We start from the raw sequence: 23,357 nt of genomic DNA, 5'->3' as shown, positions 1-23,357 counted from the left end.
GGTGAAGGCTTTGGCCTTCACCAAATTTATTAGCTATGGAAAATAAAAATAACTTAGAAGCCGTACCTGCCCAATATACAGGTAGCGAGATGGATGTAATAGAACGCAGAGAATGTGGCACCCTTGCAGAAGCTGTAGCTGTTTTTGAAAGGGCGTGTACTAGATTATTGTCCGTAAACGAATGGGGGCGTTATGCAGGTATATCCGCTTTCCAATTAATCGATCCTCAAGGCATCCGTGCAGAAAGACAGGCGCAGTTAAATGATTATATCAGAATCGATATTCCCGGTCCTGGAACCCAGGCTGGAATGGGCTATGATTGGGTTCAAATAGAGGAGATCACCACTGAAAGCGATGATGAAAAGCAAACATTGTCTATGAGGGTAAGGCCCTGTGCACATCCTTTGTCACAAAAAAAGGAAACTGCTCACTTTTTAAAAAGTGAGGCCACATCAAGCTTTATCGTTACACAGACCGGACGATCTGTTAGTGCCGAAGAACATGCTAGAAATGAAGTTCCAAATACGGATAATGGCAGCCTTTATGATAAGGGAAGGAATTTTATGGTGGGTATGGCGGCCAAACTGGGTTTTTCATACCCCCAGTGGAAAGGGCTGGTTAAGGCGCTTTTGCAAGATTAGCATTTTTGCTATATAATTCAAGCAGTTCTGCTCCGGCTTCGTTTCCCTGTAAAATAGCCAGATCTAGTGCGTGCTGCCCCCTGATATCCTGCAGTCCGGTCTCAGCACCATGCGCTAAAAGTAGTTTTAATACCTCATTGCGGCCAAACATTGCAGCAAACATCAGTGCAGTTCCACCGTTTCCATGCTGAAGATTAATGTCTGCCCCGCTTTCGATCAATAGTTTTGCTATATCGGTATAGCCTTTAAATGCTGCACCCATTAAAGCGGTGTTGCCTCCCTGATCTCCAATATTCAAGTCTGCTCCCGAAGCAATCAGGTATGCTGCCGCTTCCAGCTGGTTGTTGTAGCAGGCAATAATCAAAGCGGTATAACCTTTATCGTCCTGAAAATTTATATCCGCTCCTCTGCGCATTACTTCCTTTAAAACTTCTGTATCGCCCTTTCTTGCGGCAGGTATAATGAGTTGTTCGATGTTTTCCATCTTTATATAACATTAGCATCGGCAAAAAGTTTAAGGTAAAGAGCTGTTCTTGTTTAAGAGAAAACTCCATAATCCTTTAACCTTTTTTTAAAAATTTTTCCTTCAAAAGCATAATGTGATATATCTTTGCATCAATTTTCGTATTCCCTGAAGGGAATTCAGCAAACGGGATATAGCGTAGCCAGGTATCGCGCCAGCATGGGGTGCTGGAGGTCGGAAGTTCGAATCTTCCTATCCCGACCAGCTATTGAGCAGAAACATATTTGGTGCCGCTTTTGCTAATTTTTTGAAACTATAATTATAAAGTATCTGTTTTACAATAAAAACAGATACTATGAAAAATTACATCGATCCAAAAGAAGAAGACAACGAAGATGAAAACGGCAATGAACAATCACGGATAAGTCCCAACGAAGAAAAAGAAGCCGATGATAACGAGGTTCAACGAGGGCTTACCGGTGAAATTGATGATGAAGATGATGTAGGCGGAGATCTTGCCGGGAATGCAGGCGGCAATGCCTAGCACTTAAAAGCGGGCAGCGGTATGGCATGCCCGCTTTTTATATGTTCTACCTAATAGATACGGAACAACATGTAATGTTGGCTGAATGGAAGAGTGTAAAATTTTTCTCTGTTTTTTTGTTGGCTTTAAACGGATGTACGGCTGTTGTCCAGGTTAAATAAAGTATTTTCGGGTACTGATATATTTCATCGTTGCAAACATTTTTTAATATTCCCTGTTTGTTTGAAAAGAATTGATCAATATTACTATTATCTAATAGATTTAAGCGTTAAAAAAATAAATGGCTAAATCAAAAAATCAACAGGAAACGCGCTCAACTGGTACAATTCCTAAAACACTTACCGGAATTTCCGGACTTGATGAGATTACACTAGGTGGGCTGCCCTCGGGAAGACCTACACTTGTTTGCGGAGAAGCCGGTTCTGGAAAAACACTTTTTTCCATAGAGTTCATTGTAAAAGGAGCCTTGGATTATGGTGAACCAGGAGTATTTATGGCTTTTGAGGAAAAAGCCGAAGAACTTAAAGCGAACGTAGCATCACTTGGATTTGATCTGGAACAGCTAGAAAAGGATAAGAAGATCAGGTTGGATTACGTTCATATTGACCGCTCAGAAATTGAGGAGACCGGAGAGTATGACCTGGAGGGGCTTTTTATCCGTCTGGGATACGCAATTGACAGTATAGGCGCAAAAAGGGTAGCACTTGATACCATCGAGAACCTTTTCGCAGGATTAAATAATACGGCAGTGCTGCGGGCGGAGATCAGAAGACTTTTTCAGTTTCTAAAATCGAAAGGCGTTACAGCTGTCATAACAGGTGAACGTGGAGGAAATGGCCTTACCCGTCAGGGCCTTGAAGAATACGTATCAGACTGTGTTATTTTACTTGACCACAGAATTATTAACCAGATCTCTACCAGGAGGCTTAGGGTTGTAAAATACCGGGGATCGGTTCATGGAACCAATGAATATCCCTTTCTTATCGACGATGAAGGTATCTCAGTGCTTCCTGTTACCTCTCTGGAGCTGAATCATGAAGTTTCCACAAAAAGCTTGCCCTCAGGTATTGCTGCGCTGGACAAAATGCTGGGAAACTCTGGCTTTTATAAAGGGAGCAGTATTCTGGTATCAGGGACGGCTGGCACGGGCAAGACCAGTATAGCAGCGACATTTGCCAATGCGGCCTGCCTGAGGGGAGAGAAGTGCCTTTTCTTTGCTTTTGAAGAATCGCCAAAACAGATTATCAGAAACATGCGTTCTATTGGCATAGATCTTCAAAAACACCTTAAGGAAGGAACGCTTGAGTTTTACGCCTCACGCCCTACCTTGTACGGACTGGAAATGCATCTGGTAGCTATCCATAAGGCAATTAAAAAGTCCAGGCCATCTGTTGTTATACTTGACCCGATTACCAACCTGATCACGATAGGATCGGTCAGCGACGTGAAAACCATGCTTGTACGCCTGATCGATTTTCTACAGGCTGAACAGATTACGGTGATGTTTACGGCCCTCACCCTTAATAATATAGTTAATGAACAAACCGATGAAGGGGTGTCTTCGCTTGTTGATGCCTGGCTTTTAATCCGCGATATCGAAAGCAATGGTGAGCGGAACCGCGGATTGTATATCATGAAGTCAAGAGGAATGAAACATTCGAACCAGATACGCGAATTTGTGATTACAGATAAGGGACTGGATCTGGTGGATGTATATCTTACCGAGGATGGCGTGCTAACCGGCTCTGCGCGGGAGGCAAGGATGCTTATGGAGCAGACCGGCGAGGTCATCCATGCCCAGGCTGTCAGCCGTAAAGACCGTGAACTTGAACGCAAGCGGAAAATTTTAGAATCAAAGATTGAAAGTCTAAGATCCGAATATGAATCAGCAGAAGAGGAACTCAATAAAGTTTATGTTGAGGAAGCTTTAAAAAAACAGATTATGGGCGAAACGATAAGTAAAATTGCCGATCTGCGCAGGGGAGATGATAGTGGGAAAGAAAAAAATGTAAACAAAAAAAATAAATAGTGGGTAAAGCATATGAACTCCGGCTATATGTGGCCGGTAAAACCAACAAATCGGTAGTCGCACTACAAAACCTGAAGAAGCTTTGCGAGGAGCATCTCAAAGGAAAATATAGTATTGAGGTGATCGATCTTTTGGAAAAACCACAACTGGCTGAAGGTGATCAGATATTCGCCATTCCGACACTGGTAAAAAAAGTGCCTGAACCAGTCCGCAAAATTATAGGTGACCTTTCAAATGAGGAAAAGGTTCTGGTGGGACTGGACATACGTACAAAGATTAATAATTAGTTATGCCGATAGGAAACCCCGATCATCCAGACAGTACCCAAAGCGACGATTTTTTTTCGCTTAGGCTTTTCATTGCAGGTGCATCACCAGTTTCCGCAAGGGCAGTTGTCAACATCCGCGCAATATGCGAGGAATTTATTGCCGGCAGGTATGAGCTGGATATCATTGATGCACACCAGCAGCCCTTGTTGGTGCAGCAGGAAGATGTGACGGCCATCCCGATGTTGATCAAAAAATCGCCAGTTCCTATCAAAAAGCTGATCGGGGACTGCTCTGACCGTGCGAAAGTTTTGAAAGGTTTGGGTATCAGTTATTAAGTTATGCAGAAGTCAAGTGAACATATCAGGCTCGAGCGGGCCTATGAAGAACTTCGTATCCAGCTCGAGGAAGCCAACGATATTATCCATGCAATCCGCTCTGGAGAAGTTGATGCCCTGATTGTAAATGGTCAGGATGGTCATCAGCTTTTTACGCTTAAGAGTGCTGATCATACCTACCGGATCTTTATCGAACAGATGACCGAAAGCGCACTTACGCTTGATGAATCATATAGGGTATTGTATTGTAACTCACAACTTGCAAGGCTTTTGGGACTACCCTTAGAAAAAGTTATCGGTCTAAACTTTTTGGCATTTTTTTCAACAGAAGATCAGGCCTTTGTCAGAGAGACAATCGATGGTGCCTGGGAAGTAGACACCAAGGCAGAAGTTGATATCATCAACAGTTCGGGAACTTCCTTGGCGGTTCAGCTTTCTCTAAAGGCGCTTAACCTTGATGAAGGTACTTCACTAAGCGTTATTATTACCGATCTGAGCGAACTGAAGAAAAACCAGTTGCTTTTGGAAACCAGGAACAGGGAACTTGAAGCGGCAAGAAAAAATGCAGATGAACTCAATGAAAATCTTGAAAATACAGTCAGGCTAAGAACACAGGAGCTAGAGACTATCAATGAAAAACTCGCAGCAGTTAATGATCTTCAGAAAGAAGTGAACGGTCAGCTTAAAGATGCACTCGATGCGTTAAGGGAGAGCGAAGAGAACTTACAGTCTGCCTTCGATGCCGCAGAGCTGGGCAGTTGTAACCTGGATATCAAAACAGGACGGGTTGAAGTATCAGAGCGGTTCAGGAAACTCTGTGGCCTGCCATTGGAGGGGGAGGTGAGCTGGACAATGGTGCTGAGCAGTGTTGGTACAGAATATCTATCAGCGCTCCAAGGGGTCCTTCAGGATTGTATCAATCTTGGAAAGCCCCTGGATTATACCTATCCGATCAAACATCTTATTTCTGGTGAGAACCGTTGGATGAGGATCGTAGGCAAGTTAAAAAAAGGCAGCGATGGCGATTTTGATAGCTTTTATGCTGTTTTAATGGACGTGACAGATCAGAAAAGGGATGAACAGCGGAAGAACGATTTTATTGCGATGGTTAGTCACGAACTCAAGACACCGCTTACTTCCATGAAAGGTTATATTCAGGTTATGCAGCTGAAAGCCAGAGGTACCATGAACGGCTTTGCAGATAAGGCTCTTCAGGGTGCTGAACGTCAGATCAACAAAATGACTGGCATGATCAATGGTTTTCTCAACCTCTCGCGTTTGGAATCGGGAAAAATGTTGATGGATTTCCAGCCCATCGAAATGTCTGTTCTGCTTAAGGAAGTGGTAGAGGAATATATTGCAACAGTAAACAGCCATAATATAAAGTACACCTTCCAGCCAGGTTTTTTTGTGAACGCAGATAGGGACAAACTTGGACATGTGGTTAATAATCTGATCAGTAATGCGGTGAAATATTCGCCGGCCGATAGTGAAATAACTATTGACAGTTATCTTGAGGGCGGTACAGCCGTATTCCGCATAATGGATCACGGGATGGGAATAAATGAAAACGATATTCCAAAACTATTCGAACGGTTTTACCGGGTAGAAAACAATCGGATGAGTACTGTTGCTGGTTTTGGAATAGGACTTTATCTATCTGCCGAGATTATACAGCGACATGGCGGAAAGATATGGGCAGAAAGCCAGTTAACAAAAGGCTCGGTTTTTTATTTCTGTTTACCATTAATTAATCCTGAATAACGCTTTTAGGATGAAAGTCGGCAGATGTACCTTTTATTCTTACGAATTGTATTATTCTTTCTAAAACCTGTTGATTCGAGGTTATGGTAAAAAAAATGCCGCCATAGGCGGCATTTTTTTTATTGGATTTCGATCTGTTTAGCGACCACTTTGGCTTCCTCTTTTTTAGGAAGTTCAAGTTTCAGAATTCCATCGTTATAGCTTGCACTGATCTTTTCAATGTCAGCACTTTCGGGAAGTGTGAATGATCTTGTGAAGGCCGAATAACTATACTCTTTTCTATTATAGGTTCTTCCTTCGCTGAGGTTTTCGTTTTTTGTCTCAGTTGAGATCGTAAGCATATCACGCTCTACCGAAACGCGGAAATCATCTTTTTTAAGTCCGGGTGCTGCAAGCTCAATGTGATAGTGATCGGCTGACTCCGAGATATTTACAGCCGGAACGCTGCTTAAACGACGGTCGGTAAAAAAAGTGTCGCCAAGTACTGATTCAAAGATATCATTAAAGCCTGGCAATAATGAACTGTTCTTTTTTTCTGGATTGAATTTAACCAATGTCATAGTGTTTTCTCCTTTAAAACTTTTAATAATAAATGGACTATAAATCAATTAATTTTCTCTGGACGCTGATGGTCCAATTTTGATTAATCAACCGCTATGCCATTGGTGAAAATAAAGTGATTATGGCGATCAAGCTGAAAAATTTTCATTTTTTCTGAAATTTTTTCAGTGTACGGGACTGAAATTTTTTCATTGCATAAACCTCGCTTTTAATGAGACCGTCCAAAAGATCTGATAGCACCTGAAATAAATGCTGAGTAACTGTATCAGATTATTGGTTTATAATGTTTATATTTTTAAAAATGCCCACTGCTGGTTACGTCCACCACTGTAAGACCATTGAATAGCTGTGCCACCATTGTTGAGTGAAGATCCATTAATATCCAGAGCCTTTCCGCTATTTACATTAATGATCTTATAAAATCCATTTGTGGTAATCTGAATTGACCATTTTTGATTTGCACCACCACTGTAATCCCATAAAGCTGCCTGGCCGCCATCAGTAGTGCTCCAGCCATTAATTTCTAAACATTTTCCGGTGGCATGCATTGGTGTTAGCCTGTAATATCCACCTCCTGCATCTTCCACCTTGAACTGCTGGTTTGCCCCCGCCACATAAGCCCACTGCTGAGCGGGTGTTTGATTGGCAGTACCCCATCCTCCAATTTCCAGTGCCTTAAAGCTGTATCTGTTCACAATCTGGTAAACCTGTCCCACCTGGATGGTTGAAGTCGTGTTATTTTGCGCGCCTTGCACCACTGCGGCGAGGCCTTGCTGATCAGCAACTCCGTTTGTCTGCCTGTCAATAATTCTGAATGCATTGTTTCCGCTCGATCCATCGTCGAAATAAAATGGAAGTAAGCCATTTAAGAGTGCCTGATGAGTGACATGGTTGATATAGTACGCCCTGCTGGCCAGATGGAGTGTCAACGCATCTCCAGAAAGTGTTGTCGACCGCCTGATTGCTCCATATTCTCCCAATATTACCGGAATGCCCTTATCAATATACTTAGTTTTCATCAGTGAAAAATCTGCTCCGGCATTTGATTCCTCACCAAAGGTAGCATTCCGCGAAGGATCAGTAGTAGAATGATATCCATCGCCCCAATAATAAAACATATTGCCCCAACTCACATCCTGGGTAAGACCTGCAAAATTAAATGGCGTATAATGGTGTACTTCAACCATCAGGCGATTGGCTGCAGGATCGGTGGGTAGGGTATTCATTAAATTATTGGTGTATTCAATGCTGGTTGTGGGCCCTTGGATAACCAACACCCTATAACTATTTCGGCCACCAGTTGATCTGACGGCATTCACAAAGGTTTGATGATAGGAAAGCAGAACACCCATTCCGGTCGCATCCGATACTGCAGGTTCGTTAGCACTGGCAAACATAACATGTTCGTCAAAATCACGCATCTGTGTAGCAATTTGCTCCCAAAAAGCTTTTTGTAATGCATTAACCTGGGCCTGTTGGGCTGTGGTGCAGTTGTTCTCCAGCCAACCTCCATCCCAATGGATATTTAATATTACATACAGGCCATCGTTAACACAGTATTGCACAACCTGCTTTACCCTGTTTAGCCATGATTGCTGAAGTTCTGCAGTAGCACTGTTGGCCATGTATTGGTTCCATGAGCAAGGGATCCGAACGGCAGTAAAACCGCTTCTTTTCACCTGATCGATAAGCGCCTGGCTAACCATAGGATTGCCCCAGTTTGTTTCACCACCAATTGCCTCAAGTGTGTTGCCTATATTCCAGCCCAGTTTGAATTTTGCCGATAGCTGCATCGCCGTGCTGTTTACTCCCGATTGGTCGGGTGGAAGAGGTGATAGGTTATAACTCGGATAACTGGTTGCGGTTAATGCCCTGGCAGTTGTTTTATTAGTTGTATCCGATTCTGGAACAGCAACTTCTGGCTTTTGGCATCTTGTTATTAATAGGAACAGGAGGATGCCCATAAAATATTTTAAGGTTCTCATATTGTTGTAGATGATTTGGTTAGTAAACTGTATTAGATTCATATTGATCCAATAAGAGCTAATAATAGGTTAAGCAACTAGCTTTTACAGATAGTTTTTTTATTGATCTGACAGAAAACCATCGGTGCAGGTAATGCGCTTTGCCTTCCCTTTTTAATAAGTTTAATACAGGAAAGCAGTTTGTTACCATCGGTTGATGTTGTGTTTTTTCTGTTGCCGGTTGTTTGTACACTGACGGGCCACGCACTTCTCGACATTAGCCGGAGCCGCAGTCTTGTTGGTTCTAACAGCCTTGTTAGGTTGATGATTTTCATGCTCATAATTGTTTTTGGTTAGATATGATTTTTGTTAGTAAGCTGAGGCTGATAAACCAGCAATGGGTGGTAATACTGTTCGAACCAGTAATCACGCTGATTATAAAAAAATAAGGCCGGTCCATCGGTTTATAGAATCTGCATGCTAACCATTAAAAGTAACCATAGGTAATCTGTACATGGGGCATATATGTTACTAAATAGGTAACAAATGTTGCCTGTTGATTTCGGTGTTTTACAGGCTGGGATTGCTTACAGTTATCCATTAAAACATAGATGGTTTTTAGGGAATTTATGTGGCTTAAGTTAACAGAATCATTTCCGGATAAAGCTTAAAATTGATAAAATGTTACATAAGGGAGAGATGTTTTATAAGGCAAAATTATCTTGTTTTTTTAGTTATTTGTCTGTTTTTCAGTGCTTAACAGGTGTTTTTTTTTGCTTTCTAGACAAAATGCAATCGATAGTCATGTAACAAAAATATCCTTCTTTGTATCATTTGAGGCATTCGTCAGTTTGACTTGAAACTATATTTGACTATTCAAAGCCACTTGTTAATGACAGGCAATTAAGATCAGTGATCACGGAAGAATAAACTCATCTGCGTCTAGCTGTTCCAAAGGACTGTTGCTTAATAAGGGGCGAAACAAACCAAAATAAACCAAATATGAACCAAACAATTTCTATTCGGAAATTACCGGCTTTTTTGCTGGTGGTAATTTTCTTAGTGCTTCTGCACTTAAAAAGCTTTGCTCAGGAGAGGCAAATTACAGGAAAGGTGGTGGGGAGCGACAATCCCGCACCACTGCGCGGAGTAGTTGTGCTGCTCAAGCCTAAGAACACACCTAAGAACACGGTTGTATCAACAAATGAACAGGGACAGTATGCTATAAAAGGAAATACCGGGGATGTACTTGTTTTCAAAATGATCGGTTTTCAACCACAGGAAATAACGATCGGTGATGGCAGTGTCATCAATGTTATCTTAAAGATCGAAACTACAAAATTGGATGAAGTGGTTGTTATTGGCTATGCCAAGGTAGCAAGAAAGGATGTTACAGGATCAATAAGTTCAATCAAGGGAGACGATTTACGACAAACCCAGCCAACTACTTTTGATCAGGCCCTGCAAGGCAAAGTTGCCGGGGTAGTGGTTCAACAGGTATCAGGCCAGCCAGGTGGCGGTGTATCTATCCAAATACGTGGTGTATCTTCAATAAGTGGCTCTAATTCGCCACTGTTCGTTATAGACGGTATTATTATTCCACCGGTAAACAACCCCGGTAGTGGTTCTAATCCGTTAAATTCCATCAATCCTGCCGAAATTGAATCAATAGATGTATTAAAAGATGCTTCAGCAACAGCCATATACGGTTCGCAGGCGACCAATGGAGTTGTTGTGATCACCACAAAAAGGGGGAAAGCCGGAGCGCCGCAGATCACTTATGATTTCTATGCCGGTTACCAGGAAATACTTAAGCGACTTCCTACAGTAGATTTGCAGCAATTTGCTACGCTCATCAATGCCCGGTCCGCTAGCTCGGGCTGGAACTTTGATAAAAGGCCCGAATTTGCCAATCCTCAATATTTAGGTAAGGGCACCGACTGGCAAAAAGAATTATTTCGGAGAGCCCCGCAAATGAATCACACGCTTACTGTAAGCGGTGGAGATGACAGAACCCAATATTTATTGTCAACTTCGTATTTTAACCAGGAAGGGATAGCCATTGGATCTGATTTTAGCAGATACTCGGTAAGGCTGAATTTAGACAATAAAACCACTAATTGGCTAAAAATAGGGACGAGCCTTCAGTTGTCGCATGTTGATGAAAAAGTAAACTCAACCTCCAGTAATGTAATTGCCACTGCACTAAGCCTTAGTCCTAATGTTCCGGTAACCAACTCTGATGGCTCCTGGGGAGGCGTTACCGATCCAAACGGTTGGGTAGCACCTGTTGCCAACCCGGTGGCATTGGCAGAAATTATTAAACACTTAAGAAAGCGAAATCAGGTATTTGGCAATGTGTACGCCGAAATACAATTGGCTAAAGGGTTATCGCTGCGAAATGAGGTATCTGGTAATTTTGATTTTAATACAGAAGATAGGTATTCGCCAATTTATAGTTTTGGCAAAGGTAATGTAAGCGCTAACTTCGGTTCCTCTAGCGCTGGTCAAAATTTTTATATAGTAATACGCAATTTTCTAACTTATAACTATAATTTCAAAAAATTTCATATTGATGCTTTAGCAGGGCATGAATCGCAAGAGAGCACTTTTCAAAGTCTTGGTGCTTCACGAAGGAATTATGCTTCAGATAATGTACAGGCGATTAGTGGTGGGGATGCTACCACGGCCACAAACTTTGGCTACAATTCATTATCAGACCCTACGGGAGGCTCTGCACAGGAATCTTATTTCGGCCGTGTCAATTTTTCATGGAATGATAAATATCTGCTCACCGGTAATATACGTAAGGATGGTTCTTCAAATTTTCCGTCCTACAACCGTTGGGTAACTACCTATTCGGGCGGATTTGCCTGGAAAATTAAAAACGAGTCGTTTTTAAAAGATATAAAAGCGATAACTGAATTGAAGCTGAGGCTCGGTTACGGGATTACCAACAACCAGGGCATACCAGGCAATACATTTGTAACTCAGCTTTTATCAGTAGCCAATGGTCTGTCAGGTATAGCTCAGTTTCAAAACAATTTGGCAAACGCAGCGGTGACCTGGGAAAAAACTGATTATTACAGTGCAGGGCTTGACGGAACGCTTTTTAAGGGGAGGTTAAGTTTTACGTTAGAAGCTTACAGCCGCTTAACAAAAGGCCTTTTATTACAGGTGCCGCTTCCAGGGTACTCTGGTACTGTAGCGGGTTATGGGCCAGGATCTATGCAAGCGCCTTTTGCCAATGTTGGCTCGTTAACCAACAAAGGGTTTGACATTCAAATTAATTCTACCAATATTAACGCTAAAAATTTCAGTTGGAAAACTAGTTTTACCGTATCGCGGAATATCAATAAAGTGACCTACTTAGGTGCAGGTGGAGCTGATGCTAACTTAAGTAAGAAATCTTATGTGATTAACGATATCATTCAAAAAACGACGGTGGGCCGGCCCATTGGCGAATTTTATGGCTATGTATTTGATGGTATTTTCTCAACTCCAGCAGATTTTAAAAACCATGCACTGCCTGCTGATCCAAGCGGTAAGCCTTATCCGATCTCTCCAGCAGGTGGTGGTATCTGGTACGGCGACCGTATGTTCAAGGATTTGAATGGAGATGGTATTATCGACACAAGAGATCAAACCTTTTTGGGTTCCCCGATCCCTAAATTCCAATATGGTTTCAATAATACATTTAACTACAAAAATTTTGACCTGAATGTTTTCTTCAGTGGTAGTTATGGCGCCAAAGTATTCAATCAAATGGCTGTACAGCAAACCAATCCGCAAAATCAGGCTACCTTTTTTACATCGGTGTTAGATTATGCAAACTTAGCTATGGTAGATCCTAATGGCTCTCCATCCGATGTTAACAACGTATATGTTACCAACCCTAATACAACTATTGCTGGGTTGAGAAACGACAATACCAACGGTAATAACCGCCCTAATAGTTTGATGATCGAGGATGGCTCATTCCTGAGGTGTAAAAATATCACTTTAGGCTACCGTTTGCCAGAAAATCTTTTATCAAAAATATCTATACGTTCTGTTAGGGTGTATGCCAATGTATCCAATGCATTTATAATTACAAAATATAAAGGCATGGATCCTGAAATTGGTTCATGGGATCCACTTCAGGCAGGTTGGGACGACGGTTATTATCCGCAGCCAAGGGTATTTACTATTGGTGCGAACATAACCTTGAGATAATAAAACGATCATTGATTAAAAATATACGTTTATGAAATTAATTAACAAAATTTTCATCATCCTGCTCTGTGCAACAGCAATTGCCGGATGTAAAAAGAGTTTTTTGGATCGTCCGTCCAACTCGCAGATAAGTTCTAACAATTTTTATAAAACTACCGCCGATTTGCGATTGGCTACGGCAAGCCTTTATGGCGGTTCGCACTGGTGGTCATGGAGCAATGAGTGCTGGATACCGCTTGGCGACGTACTAAGTGGTACCGCTAGCTTTCCGTATAATGGCGATTTGGTACAGCTGTTTACACGCACCATTACCGCCCAAAATGGTCTTGTGACAAAGGGTTGGGTTGGGTTGTACAATACTGTAGCGCAATGTAATACGCTTATCACAGCCATACAACAGCAGGCTGATCCGTCTATTTCGGAAGCAGACAAAAATGCTGCCATAGCTGAGGCAAGGTTTATTCGTGCCATGGCTTATTATAATTTGGCAATATATTGGGGCGCAGTGCCAATTATCGAAGACAACAGTAAACTGATAAAAGATCCGCTGCTTAACCGCAACATTGTTTCGGATGTATATAAATTCGTTGCTAAAGACCTAACTTATGCAGCGCAACATCTTCCCAAAACAGATCAAAAAGGCCGGGTAACTACCTGGTCGGCGCAGGGAATGCTGGGCAAGGCATATTTGACGATGGCGGGTGTAGGCAAAAGTGGCGGTGTACGCGACCAGTCCTTGCTTGACAGTGCCAAAAAGTATGCGGGCAATGTGTGTAAAAATAGTGGGTTGGCATTGTTTCCTAGCTATTATGATGTTTTCAAGGTACAAAACAACGATAATCCAGAATCATTGTTCTCGCTTCAATGGGCCGGAGGTGTCGGCTATGGAACTGGCAACGCCCTACAGCAATATTATGCGCCAGATAGAATCATTACTCCTCAACAACAAGGTGGATGGATGGCCTTGGCGCCAACCTACGATTTATACCGCATGTATTCTGCTAAAGATACAGTAAGGCGTAAAGCCACTATCATGCTCAACGGAGATTTTTATCCCGAATTGAATGCTGCTGCTGGTGGTTTTAAAGCAAAAAACGCGGGCATGAAAAAACACATGGTTGGCACCGAAAAAGATAACAACTTGCCAACAATGGATTCTTGGTCATCCCCTGAACATAATGCCGTACTTAGATTGGCCGATGTGTATCTGGTATATGCCGAAGCCATTTTGGGTAACAATAGTACTACGAGCGATGCTGATGCACTAAAGTATTTCAATGCTGTGCGGACAAGGGCCGGCGTAGATATTGTGACTGCGGTAACTCCGGCTTTACTGCGCACCGAAAGAAGGGTTGAACTTGCTTTTGAAGGACAATACTGGACAGACCTGGTGAGGTATTCTTATTATGATCCGACTAATGCTGTGAAGTTTCTTAATGATCAGGATGCCACTCACGGTCGGATTTCGTTTACTTATGATCCTGTAACGAAGATAGCAACAAGGGATACCATTGCTCCACCACTTACGCTTCCGGCAACTATCTCTTCATTTACATTGCCAATTCCGTCATCCGAGCTAACCACCGCTCCTAAATTGGCAGAACCACCGGTACCATATTATTAATTAAAAAAATTAAAAGATATTGTAATGAAAATAAAATCATATCTAACCTTCTACTCTTTGCTGCTTTTCTTAATGATAGCGGCTGTATTACCTGCGTGTAAAAAAGATAGAGAAAGTAGTGCTGCTCCAGTTATTTTGAGTATTAAGAATTATGCAGCCTCACCTAATGATACCGTTTTGAATAGTGCTGCGCCAAACGGGCAATATGTGGTAATAACCGGAGATAATTTGCAGAATGCTACACAAATAAGTTTCAATGGTGTTCCTGCTTCTTTTAACAGCGCTTTATTTGCGCCTAACAGCGCCGTGGTGCGAATACCCGACATGCAGTTTTCAAAAATTGATACTGCTAAACTCTATATTGTAGAATACGCTACAAAAGCAGGTTCCACAACGTTTTCTTTTAAATTAGGTCCGGCTGCACCTACCTTTGCGGGGATTTCCAATTTATATGCCAATCCAGGCGATTCTGTTTATGTTTATGGATCGGGACTATTTTTCATTCAACGCTTTTCGTATAGGGGCACCCCAATCCAATCCTTTAAATTAGATACTGCCGGGAATTCTATTGGATTTTTGATGCCGGCCACAACGACCGACGATCAGATATCAATCATCACCAAAAGCGGTACGTTGAATCATAAAATAATTGCGACCCCGGTTATAGCAGGTATTACCAATGAAAATGCAAACCCAGGTGATTCGGTTTATGTTTACGGTAGCTATCTTAAAGATATTCAAACGCTTACGTTTGCAGGTGCCCCGGTTACTTCATTCGTATCATCCAAGAATGGGAGTTCTGTTGGATTCATTTTGCCAACGCTAACGCAAAGCGGACCGGTTTCAGTTACTACACCGTTTGGCACGGCTACTACTGCGTACCATGTAAATGATGTAGTAACAGGCTCTATCTCTAATTGGGATAGCAATTTTAATTGGCAATACTGGGGTGCTGGTAAACAAACTAATGGCAATCCTAATTTCTCTGGCAATTCAAGCACCTATTTTGTATTGGATGTTGATGGATTGTCTAGTAACGATGGATGGCCCTGGAGTACTAACATACCGATGAATGCAATACAATGGGTACCACAAACCAATATTGCAGATGCGGTTGGCAATTGGGCATTTAAATTTGAAGTAAATATTCCAAAAGCCTGGAAGGGCACTACAGTTGATATTGTAAGTGGAGTAAATGGCTACATGGCCCGATGGGAGCCATGGCGAATAAACGCCACGACCACGGTACCATACAGTACAAAAGGGTGGGTAACAGTAACTATTCCTTTAACATCGTTCCGTGCATCACATCCTGAGCTTGGCGAGGGTATGGGTGCTCCACTAACTAAAATTGCCGATTTAACAGGTGATTCCGGAAATACCTCATGCATCATGTATATACATAACTACACGCTTTCGGCAGCCAGCTTTTATGGCGCAGTTGATAATTTAAGAGTGGTAAAAATTAAATAAACTAAAGCCCTACGGCAATATGCTGCCGTAGGGCTTTTACTAATTAAAATTTGCCAGTACGAATAAATCTGCGGCTGCTAATGCCGGGAAGATGGCCATACTCAATAGTTACCACCAGGCATTTATTAGTGTAATACCATAGCATAAGCTTATTTCTTCCCTGAGATTGGTTGGCGCTCGTCAGTCTCACAGAACGGCTCACCTTTTCGTCGCTTAGCTTAAAGAATAATTAACCAATTGAAAAACCCCCTTAAAGGCTATCCGTTTTTTAAGGAAAATAAAAAAACATGTTTAGAAAAAAAGTGCTGTTAAGTACGGTTTTTGTTATCTCGCTTTTGGGATGTCAAAAAGATGTAGAAGCTCAGACGAATGCAGGTAAACCGAAAATGGTTAAAGAAAACCTTGCAGAAAAATTCGCAAATGTTTCGCCAAAACTTAGCTCCAATAATGCCAATCCTTTATTAGATTTTATGTTTACAGCCGACCCAACAGCTGTAGAATACAATGGAAGAATTTATGTCTATGCCACTCATGATCATCAACAGTATGAGCATGTAGGAAAAGATGGGAAAAATTCATACGAGCGTATCCGTACGCTGGTCATGATGTCTTCTGATGATATGGTTAACTGGACCTATCATGGTCTCATCAATACTGCCGAGCTGGCACCATGGAGTCAGAATTCCTGGGCGCCTTCCATTACATCCAGAAAGGAAGCAGATGGTAAGACGCACTTTTATCTGTATTACTCCAATGGCGGTGGTGGCTCAGCCATGCTTACTTCCACCTCTCCGGTTGGCCCATGGAAAGACCCATTGGGAAAGAACATAATCGACCGTTCTGTTTCCGGTGTAGATGTTGGTGCCCCATTCGATCCCGGAGTTCTTATTGATGACCAGGGCACAGGCTGGCTTACTTTTGGAGGCGGAACGCCTAAAACGAAATACATGCCAGATAATGCCAGAATCGTCAAATTGGGAAAAGATATGATCAGTTTGGCCAGCGATGTTGCTAAGATACCCGCTCCTTATTTTAATGAGGCCAGCGACCTTAACTTTATCAACGGAACCTGGGTTTATAGCTATTGTACGGACTGGGGTGAACGCACTGAATGGCCTTATAGCAATATTGATAAGCCAACCAAATGCAACATATCTTATATGACCAGTAAAACACCCTTAATTCCGGATAGCTGGAAGTATCGCGATAATTACTTTAAGAATACTGGCGATGTTAACGTGGGCCCTTTGACAAACAATCACAGTCACTTGTTCAAGTTTAAAGGGAAGTATTATCTTGCTTACCATGCCATGTATTTACAGGATTATTTTGGCACCAAGGGTGGTTTTCGTAATGTGGGTATTGAACCAATACAGGTGGATGAAAAGAATGTGAATATCCCCATGGTCAATGCAACTTTTAAAGGTCCTTCACAACTTAACCCATTAAATCCATTCGTTCTTCAGCAGGCAGAAACCACTGCAGGCACTTCGGGGCAAGTCCAGTTCGAAGCTTTTGGTAATCCGGGCAATATGGTTGCCAAAGGAAAAGCAGATCAACAATGTATCATGGTGCGGGGAGCCGATTTTAGTAAACAGATCCCTGCCAGATTCGAAGCCAGGGTAAAAGGAAAAGGTACAATTGATGTTTATGTAAATAATCTTAAAGGTACTCCTCTTGTTTCCCTTACTTGTGATGAGAAGGAATGGACCACGCGCTCGAAGAAAATAAACCTGAAAATAGACAAAGTGGTAGAAAATGTCTATTTCGTGTTTAATGGAGCGGGTTTTTTGTTTGATGAATGGAAATTCATTCGTTAATTCTGGTTACAGGTTTATTAATGCTAATTACAATTAATATCGGTTAAGAATGAAAAAGCCAAATGAGAATATGAAAAAAGCGGTTTACAGGTTATGCACATTAGTGCTAATCTTCACGCTTATAGTACCGTGTTTATATGCACAAAAAGCCACCAATCCCATCATTTATGCAGATGTACCTGATATTTCAATCATACGTGTAGGCAATAGTTATTACATGAGCAGTACAACGATGCACATGAACCCTGGTGTGCCCATTATGAAATCGACAGATCTTGTCAATTGGAAAATGATCAATTATGCCTATGATACTTTGGCAGATGTGCCGGCGCTAAATTTGACAGAAGGAAAAAATGCCTATAGTAAAGGCACCTGGGCAAGTAGTTTACGCTATCACAAGGGGATGTATTATGTAAGTACTTTTGCACAAACCACAGGTGAAACCTATATTTTTAAAACAAAAGATATAGAAAAAGGAAACTGGCAACGAGTTTCTTTTAAGCCAGCATATCATGACCATTCCTTGTTTTTTGATGATGACGGTAAGGTATACTTAATTTATGATGCAGAAAAACTAAAAATTGTCGAATTAAATGAGGATTTAACAGGAGTTAAACCAGGCGTGCCGGAGAGAGTGCTCATCGAAAACGCCAGTGCACCAACAGGAAAAGAAGTGGGTCTTGGAGCTGAAGGATCTCAATTATTTAAAGTAAAAGGCAAATATTATTTATTTAATATTTGCGCACCACGCGGTGGAATGCGAACTGTACTTATACATAGGGCAGATCATATCAACGGTCCCTGGGAAGGGAAAGTTGGCTTACAGGATAGGGGAATTGCTCAAGGCGGATTGATCAACACGCCCGATGGACGTTGGTTCTCTTATCTTTTCCGTGATTATGCTGCTGTTGGCCGCGTTCCTTATCTCGTTCCTGTCAAATGGGAAGATGGATGGCCTGTATTAGGAGAAAATGGTAAAGTGTCCGATACACTCGATCTGCCGGCCAGTAAAGGTTTAATTCCAGGCATTGTGGCTTCTGATGAGTTTACCCGTAAAAAAGGCGAACCTGCTTTGCCGCTGGCTTGGCAATGGAATCATAATCCGGATAATGCGCTGTGGTCTGTAACTGAAAGAAAAGGATTCCTGCGCCTAAAAACAGGAAGAATCGATACTGATTTTTTTCAGGTTAGAAACACACTTACACAACGCACTATTGGTCCAACCAGCTCAGCTTCTGTTGCCCTGGATGTTTCCAAAATGAAAGACGGTGATTTTGCCGGATTCTCAGCTTTCCAAAAAGAGTATGGATCAGTGGGGGTTAAAATTGATGCGGGGCAAAAGTCGATAGTAATGATCACTACTGATCATGATAAACCTGTTGAAGTAAAACGAATTCTATTGGATCAAGACCAAATTTACTTTAGAATCGATTGCGATTTTACCGGCAAGAACGATGAAGCTAATAGCCTTTACACGCTTAATGGGAAAGATGAAGCGTGTTTCTTTTACAGCCTTGATGGAAAAGTTTGGAAACCAATAGGACCACCTTTGAAGATGAAATACGACATTCCGCATTTTATGGGCTATCGTTTTGCGCTGTTTAATTATGCAACTAAAAACATTGGAGGTTATGCAGACTTTGATTACTTCCATATCAATGACAAGTGACTATAGTACAGCTGATATATATAATTAATGGATCTTTTCGGAAATATAAAAATTAGAGGACAACATTACATCTTAGTACTGTTGATACTTACAATGCTTACTGCATTTTGCAAAAAGGAGGATGTTCAGTCTCCGCTCAGTGTTTCTTTACCTGAAGTAACTGCTTTATATCCATCGTATAATACATCGCCAAAAGCACCAGACCAAACGGGTATGGGCAGCACGGCCGTACAACTGGCTGCCAAAATGAATTTGGGCATAAACATCGGTAATACAATGGAATCGCCAGGTGGTGAAAGTGGCTGGGGTAATCCCCAAATTACCGAATCGTACGTGAAATTTGTAAAACAGACAGGTTTTAATGCAATACGCATTCCCTGCGCCTGGGACTGGAAACATTTGAGTGATCAATCAAAAGCTACAATCGATCCCGCATGGCTTAACCGTGTTAAAGAAGTGGTTAAATATTGTGTAGATAACGATATGTATGTGCTGCTGAATATCCACTGGGATAACGGTTGGTTAGATCATAATATCAATAATATTAAAAAAGATGCTGTTAATGCAAAGCAAAGAGCATTATGGGAGCAGATTGCAACCACCATGAGAGATTTTGATGAGCATCTCCTGTTTGCCAGTGCAAATGAACCACCTGCAGAAAATGCAGAACAGATGGCAATATTGAACGGTTATCACCAGACATTTATTAACGCTGTAAGGTCTACAGGTGGCAGGAACAGTTACCGGGTGCTGGTTGTTCAGGGGCCTGGCACTGATTTCGATAAAACCAATAACCTGATGAATAGCCTTCCTACAGATCAGGTACCTAACCGCATGATGGTTGAAGTGCATAACTATACGCCCTCCCAATTTACAATATTGATGGATGGTGATGCCAGCTGGGGTAAAATGGTCTACTACTGGGGAAAGGGGCATCATTCGCTTACCGATCCGGGCCGAAATGCGACCTGGGGCGAAGAAAGCGAAATATTGAGAATATACGGATTGATGAAAGCCAAGTTTGTCGACAAAGGAATTCCGGTAATACTGGGTGAATATGCAGCCTTTAGGAGAACAAATCCTAAGTATCTGCCTGCAGACATGGCAAAACACAATGAGTCGATAGATTACTGGACAACTTACTCAACCCAGCAGGCCATTAAATTTGGCCTTAAGCCCTTTTTCTGGGAACAAGGTGCTGTTTTAGACCGCAGAAATAATAAAGTGCTTGACCAGCGTATCATAGATGCGCTGATTACAGGTGCTAAATAAAGAATGGCAATCGGAGATTTAAGTAGTATAGATGAAGAAAATAAGGATACAAATTAATTCAAACCAATATTTTATAAACTTTCAAAACAAATTAACATGAGAAAAATCACATTATTATTTTTTGCGCTGCTAACAGGGATGTTAGCCAATGCACAGCAAACCCCGCAAACGCTGTATACCGAGAATTTTGAATCAAAGGTTGCCATCCTTGGTGATGGTCAAATGCATACATTTAAACCATCTGCAAAGGCAGGAACATGGAGTGGGGGAATAGATCTAAAAACTGCTGACGATGCCAATATAAATTTGCGTCAGGGGTGGGGTGAGCAATATAATCTGAAAATAGAATCTAAAGGTGCTGCTGTTACGATCCCTAATATCAATGTGGCTGGTTTTACAAATTTAAACCTGTCTTATGAATTTGTTGTTGAAGATGCAGGAGATGCTGTAAAACCAAAAATTGAAGCAAGTGTTGATGGCGGTGCTTCTTGGGTAACGCTACCTACAATTGCTAGTGGCGGAGGGTGGTCTAAAGAAGCAAAATTGGTTGCCTTGCCTTCAGGGAATTATAAAACAATAAGCCTTAGAGTAAGTCCTAATACCTCGAGTTCTAATGCGATAATGTTTGATAATTTTATAATTACTGGAAATAAGCTGTAAGCCTGACGACTGAATCGAACCAATCATGTGACAATTCAATAAAATCATGGTCTTCAAGCCAATTGTCAATAGGATCTTCATTGAAATCAAGATTTTACAAGCTACTCAAAATCAAAGATGATTAAAAAATAAACAATTGAATTTTTTGTATGGAGCCAGCGTGAAAATGCTGCTGGCTCCATTTCATATAAGGCGCCTCCGAACCAAAGATGCCAAGGAAATAACAGGATTCTCGATAGCGGGTAATGATCAACAGTTTTACTGGGCGAAAGTCACAATAGGGAAAATATGTGGTTTATGCTGATCAGGTGCAGGATCCGCAAGCTGTACGTTATGCCTGGGCTGATAATCCGGAATGTAACCTGATAAATGCCGAAGGCTTGCCTACCATCCCTTTCAGAACAGATAATTGGAGAGAAATTACACAGAAACTATCAACCTATAATAACAGGTTAACAATACTTTTTACAGCATAAAATAATATGAATAAATTTATAATCACAATTTTTTTGATCCAGTTTAGCATTTGTGCAACAGCGCAATATCAGGTAGCTCAGCATCCGAAGGCTCTGGGCTTCTATACGAATCCAATTTTCGCGGGGGATTATCCCGATCCTAGTATACTACGTGATGGGGAAAATTATTACATGGTCCATTCATCCTTCGAATATTATCCTGGTTTATTGATCTGGCATTCAAAAGATCTGATCAACTGGAAACCCGTAACCCATGCTTTACACAAAAAAGTAGGTTCGGTATATGCACCCGATCTGGTGAAGTATAAAAATAAGTTCTATATTTATTTCCCTGCAAATGGTACCAATTATGTGGTAACAGCAGATTCGATCGCAGGTAAATGGAGTGACCCGGTTGACCTGAAAATCGGCAACATCGACCCGGGTCATATTACAGATGAGCAGGGCAAAAGATATTTATTCTTCAGCGACGGAGGATTTGTACCTTTATCTGATGATGGCCTTTCCACCACAGGAAACCAAAAGAGTTCATACAAAGGTTGGCCCATCCCCAGAAATTGGTCTATTGAGTGTTTTTGCCTGGAAGGCCCTAAATTGATAAAAAGGGGGGAATACTATTATATTACTGTGGCCGAAGGTGGAACAGCAGGCCCGATAACCGGCCACATGGTCGTATCCGCACGGTCAAAATCACTGTCCGGCCCATGGGAAAATTCACCTTATAACCCGATTGTAAGAACAACCGAAAAATCCGAAAAATGGAGGTCGAAAGGGCATGCTACCATTATTGATGATGTAAAAGGAAACTGGTGGATGGTGTTCCACGCTTACGAAAAAGACTATTACAATAAAGGCCGCCAAACGATGCTTCTGCCTATAGGATGGACAAAAGACGGCTGGTACAAGGTACCCACAGGTATAAACGACAGTAAACCAATCAAAAAGCCAGATTTGGCCTCCTCTAAAACCAATTTTAACCTGAACGACAATTTTGCGGGTCATAAATTAAAATCTCAATGGCAATTCTTTGAAGAACTGGATACCAACAGGTTTAAATTGGCCAATAACAGCTTGTCTGTTAAAGCAAAAGGAAATGCTATAGGTAATAGTTATCCCTTATTATGCATACCCGAAGACCATTCCTACACCGTTGATGTTGAGGTGTTAATTGAAGGAAAAGCAACTGCAGGCCTGGCTCTTTTTTACAACAGCACAGCGTCTTCCGGGATACTCGCCAACAATGAAGACATCGTTGCCGATCTGCGTGGCTGGCGAGCCCCGGCTGAAAAAAATGTAGTGAACAACCATGTGTTCCTGCGTCTCAAAAATGTAGAAAACACGGTAGATCTATATTACAGTAAAGATGGTGTGAAATGGAACAAAATTGAAAATTCCTTTGAGGTATCGGGCATGCACCACAATGTACTTAGCGGATTTTTGAGCTTAAGGATAGGCCTTTGTTCAATAGGAGAAGGAAAGGTAACATTTAAAAATTTTAAATATACCCCGGTAAAATAGATATGATGTCACACTGAGGGGTAATTTATTTTATAAAATCAATATAAATGACAGAGGGTT

Annotated in this window: 18 protein-coding genes and 1 tRNA gene; 16 read left to right on the top strand and 3 right to left on the bottom strand. The window is 41.6% G+C overall.

The features are described from left to right. Nucleotides 1–35 precede the first annotated feature (35 nt). Nucleotides 36–641, top strand: a complete 606-nt coding sequence (locus ACTJKN_RS04305; protein WP_440822962.1) for a hypothetical protein — start codon at nt 36–38, stop codon at nt 639–641. Here ACTJKN_RS04305 and ACTJKN_RS04300 read toward each other — a convergent pair. Continuing rightward, nucleotides 619–1,125, bottom strand: a complete 507-nt coding sequence (locus tag ACTJKN_RS04300; RefSeq protein WP_440822960.1) for an ankyrin repeat domain-containing protein — start codon at nt 1,123–1,125, stop codon at nt 619–621. The genes ACTJKN_RS04305 and ACTJKN_RS04300 overlap by 23 nt on opposite strands. 166 nt (nt 1,126–1,291) lie before the next feature. Between ACTJKN_RS04300 and ACTJKN_RS04295 the strand changes: the two genes are divergently transcribed. From ACTJKN_RS04295 to ACTJKN_RS04270, 6 genes are all read left to right on the top strand, one after another. Then, nucleotides 1,292–1,368 (top strand) — tRNA-Pro (locus tag ACTJKN_RS04295). Between the two features lie 91 nt (nt 1,369–1,459). Next, complete coding sequence (locus ACTJKN_RS04290; protein ID WP_230151409.1) at nt 1,460–1,648, top strand: hypothetical protein; 189 nt, start codon at nt 1,460–1,462, stop codon at nt 1,646–1,648. A gap of 280 nt (nt 1,649–1,928) precedes the next feature. Further along, nucleotides 1,929–3,677 carry a circadian clock protein KaiC gene (gene kaiC, locus ACTJKN_RS04285; protein WP_440822958.1) on the top strand — a complete coding sequence of 583 codons (1,749 nt, stop codon included), beginning with the start codon at nt 1,929–1,931 and terminating at the stop codon, nt 3,675–3,677. Next, nucleotides 3,677–3,964: a circadian clock protein KaiB gene (gene kaiB / locus ACTJKN_RS04280; protein WP_440822956.1), complete on the top strand. Its 288-nt coding sequence runs from the start codon at nt 3,677–3,679 to the stop codon at nt 3,962–3,964. Before kaiC ends, kaiB begins: the two co-directional genes overlap by 1 nt. 2 nt (nt 3,965–3,966) lie before the next feature. Continuing rightward, entirely contained in the window at nt 3,967–4,281 is a 315-nt protein-coding gene (locus ACTJKN_RS04275; RefSeq protein ID WP_440822955.1) for a circadian clock KaiB family protein, read from the top strand. A gap of 3 nt (nt 4,282–4,284) precedes the next feature. After that, on the top strand, nt 4,285–6,045 hold the full coding sequence (locus ACTJKN_RS04270; protein ID WP_440822953.1) for an ATP-binding protein: 1,761 nt from the start codon (nt 4,285–4,287) through the stop codon (nt 6,043–6,045). Nucleotides 6,046–6,164: 119 nt separating this feature from the next. On the opposite strand, the gene ACTJKN_RS04265 is transcribed toward ACTJKN_RS04270, so the two are convergent. Next, complete coding sequence (locus ACTJKN_RS04265; protein ID WP_440822951.1) at nt 6,165–6,605, bottom strand: Hsp20/alpha crystallin family protein; 441 nt, start codon at nt 6,603–6,605, stop codon at nt 6,165–6,167. Between the two features lie 288 nt (nt 6,606–6,893). Continuing rightward, the gene (locus ACTJKN_RS04260) at nt 6,894–8,591 is read right to left on the bottom strand and encodes a cellulase family glycosylhydrolase (protein ID WP_440822949.1); all 1,698 of its coding nucleotides are present in this window, start codon (nt 8,589–8,591) and stop codon (nt 6,894–6,896) included. Between the two features lie 981 nt (nt 8,592–9,572). Between ACTJKN_RS04260 and ACTJKN_RS04255 the strand changes: the two genes are divergently transcribed. The 9 genes from ACTJKN_RS04255 to ACTJKN_RS04215 all read left to right on the top strand — a co-directional run bounded on the left by ACTJKN_RS04255 (nt 9,573) and on the right by ACTJKN_RS04215 (nt 23,297). After that, nucleotides 9,573–12,785 (top strand): SusC/RagA family TonB-linked outer membrane protein, encoded by a 3,213-nt coding sequence (locus tag ACTJKN_RS04255; protein WP_440822947.1) that lies wholly within the window; start codon nt 9,573–9,575, stop codon nt 12,783–12,785. A 31-nt stretch (nt 12,786–12,816) separates the two neighbouring features. Then, nucleotides 12,817–14,409 carry a RagB/SusD family nutrient uptake outer membrane protein gene (locus ACTJKN_RS04250; protein WP_440822945.1) on the top strand — a complete coding sequence of 531 codons (1,593 nt, stop codon included), beginning with the start codon at nt 12,817–12,819 and terminating at the stop codon, nt 14,407–14,409. A 24-nt stretch (nt 14,410–14,433) separates the two neighbouring features. Next, nucleotides 14,434–15,882: a glycan-binding surface protein gene (locus tag ACTJKN_RS04245; RefSeq protein WP_440822943.1), complete on the top strand. Its 1,449-nt coding sequence runs from the start codon at nt 14,434–14,436 to the stop codon at nt 15,880–15,882. Between the two features lie 287 nt (nt 15,883–16,169). Then, a complete protein-coding gene (locus tag ACTJKN_RS04240; RefSeq protein ID WP_440822941.1) occupies nt 16,170–17,702 on the top strand; it encodes a glycoside hydrolase family 43 protein in 1,533 nt (510 codons plus the stop codon). Nucleotides 17,703–17,751: 49 nt separating this feature from the next. Next, nucleotides 17,752–19,371 (top strand): glycoside hydrolase family 43 protein, encoded by a 1,620-nt coding sequence (locus tag ACTJKN_RS04235; protein WP_440822939.1) that lies wholly within the window; start codon nt 17,752–17,754, stop codon nt 19,369–19,371. 93 nt (nt 19,372–19,464) lie between these two features. Then, nucleotides 19,465–20,643, top strand: a complete 1,179-nt coding sequence (locus tag ACTJKN_RS04230) for a glycoside hydrolase family 5 protein (RefSeq protein WP_440822937.1) — start codon at nt 19,465–19,467, stop codon at nt 20,641–20,643. A gap of 96 nt (nt 20,644–20,739) precedes the next feature. Further along, nucleotides 20,740–21,303, top strand: a complete 564-nt coding sequence (locus tag ACTJKN_RS04225; protein WP_440822935.1) for a hypothetical protein — start codon at nt 20,740–20,742, stop codon at nt 21,301–21,303. A 308-nt stretch (nt 21,304–21,611) separates the two neighbouring features. Next, a complete protein-coding gene (locus ACTJKN_RS04220) occupies nt 21,612–21,779 on the top strand; it encodes a hypothetical protein (protein ID WP_440822933.1) in 168 nt (55 codons plus the stop codon). A 6-nt stretch (nt 21,780–21,785) separates the two neighbouring features. Then, a complete protein-coding gene (locus ACTJKN_RS04215) occupies nt 21,786–23,297 on the top strand; it encodes a family 43 glycosylhydrolase (RefSeq protein ID WP_440822931.1) in 1,512 nt (503 codons plus the stop codon). The last annotated feature ends 60 nt before the right edge of the window (nt 23,298–23,357 follow it).

The organism is Pedobacter sp. 22163 (genome assembly GCF_052045595.1).
In the GTDB taxonomy this organism is placed as follows: Bacteria; Bacteroidota; Bacteroidia; order Sphingobacteriales; family Sphingobacteriaceae; genus Pedobacter.
Note: the sequence above shows the minus strand (reverse complement) of the source record. Positions and strands in the feature narration are given on the sequence as shown.

Bases quoted from the DNA above. Each gene is read 5' to 3' on its own strand.
- ACTJKN_RS04305 (WP_440822962.1), top strand. From the start codon at position 36: ATGGAAAATAAAAATAACTTAGAAGCCGTACCTGCCCAATATACAGGT.
- ACTJKN_RS04300 (WP_440822960.1), bottom strand. From the start codon at position 1,125: ATGGAAAACATCGAACAACTCATTATACCTGCCGCAAGAAAGGGCGAT.
- ACTJKN_RS04290 (WP_230151409.1), top strand. From the start codon at position 1,460: ATGAAAAATTACATCGATCCAAAAGAAGAAGACAACGAAGATGAAAAC.
- kaiC (WP_440822958.1), top strand. From the start codon at position 1,929: ATGGCTAAATCAAAAAATCAACAGGAAACGCGCTCAACTGGTACAATT.
- ACTJKN_RS04275 (WP_440822955.1), top strand. From the start codon at position 3,967: ATGCCGATAGGAAACCCCGATCATCCAGACAGTACCCAAAGCGACGAT.
- ACTJKN_RS04270 (WP_440822953.1), top strand. From the start codon at position 4,285: ATGCAGAAGTCAAGTGAACATATCAGGCTCGAGCGGGCCTATGAAGAA.
- ACTJKN_RS04265 (WP_440822951.1), bottom strand. From the start codon at position 6,605: ATGACATTGGTTAAATTCAATCCAGAAAAAAAGAACAGTTCATTATTG.
- ACTJKN_RS04260 (WP_440822949.1), bottom strand. From the start codon at position 8,591: ATGAGAACCTTAAAATATTTTATGGGCATCCTCCTGTTCCTATTAATA.
- ACTJKN_RS04255 (WP_440822947.1), top strand. From the start codon at position 9,573: ATGAACCAAACAATTTCTATTCGGAAATTACCGGCTTTTTTGCTGGTG.
- ACTJKN_RS04250 (WP_440822945.1), top strand. From the start codon at position 12,817: ATGAAATTAATTAACAAAATTTTCATCATCCTGCTCTGTGCAACAGCA.
- ACTJKN_RS04245 (WP_440822943.1), top strand. From the start codon at position 14,434: ATGAAAATAAAATCATATCTAACCTTCTACTCTTTGCTGCTTTTCTTA.
- ACTJKN_RS04240 (WP_440822941.1), top strand. From the start codon at position 16,170: ATGTTTAGAAAAAAAGTGCTGTTAAGTACGGTTTTTGTTATCTCGCTT.
- ACTJKN_RS04235 (WP_440822939.1), top strand. From the start codon at position 17,752: ATGAAAAAGCCAAATGAGAATATGAAAAAAGCGGTTTACAGGTTATGC.
- ACTJKN_RS04230 (WP_440822937.1), top strand. From the start codon at position 19,465: ATGCTTACTGCATTTTGCAAAAAGGAGGATGTTCAGTCTCCGCTCAGT.
- ACTJKN_RS04225 (WP_440822935.1), top strand. From the start codon at position 20,740: ATGAGAAAAATCACATTATTATTTTTTGCGCTGCTAACAGGGATGTTA.
- ACTJKN_RS04215 (WP_440822931.1), top strand. From the start codon at position 21,786: ATGAATAAATTTATAATCACAATTTTTTTGATCCAGTTTAGCATTTGT.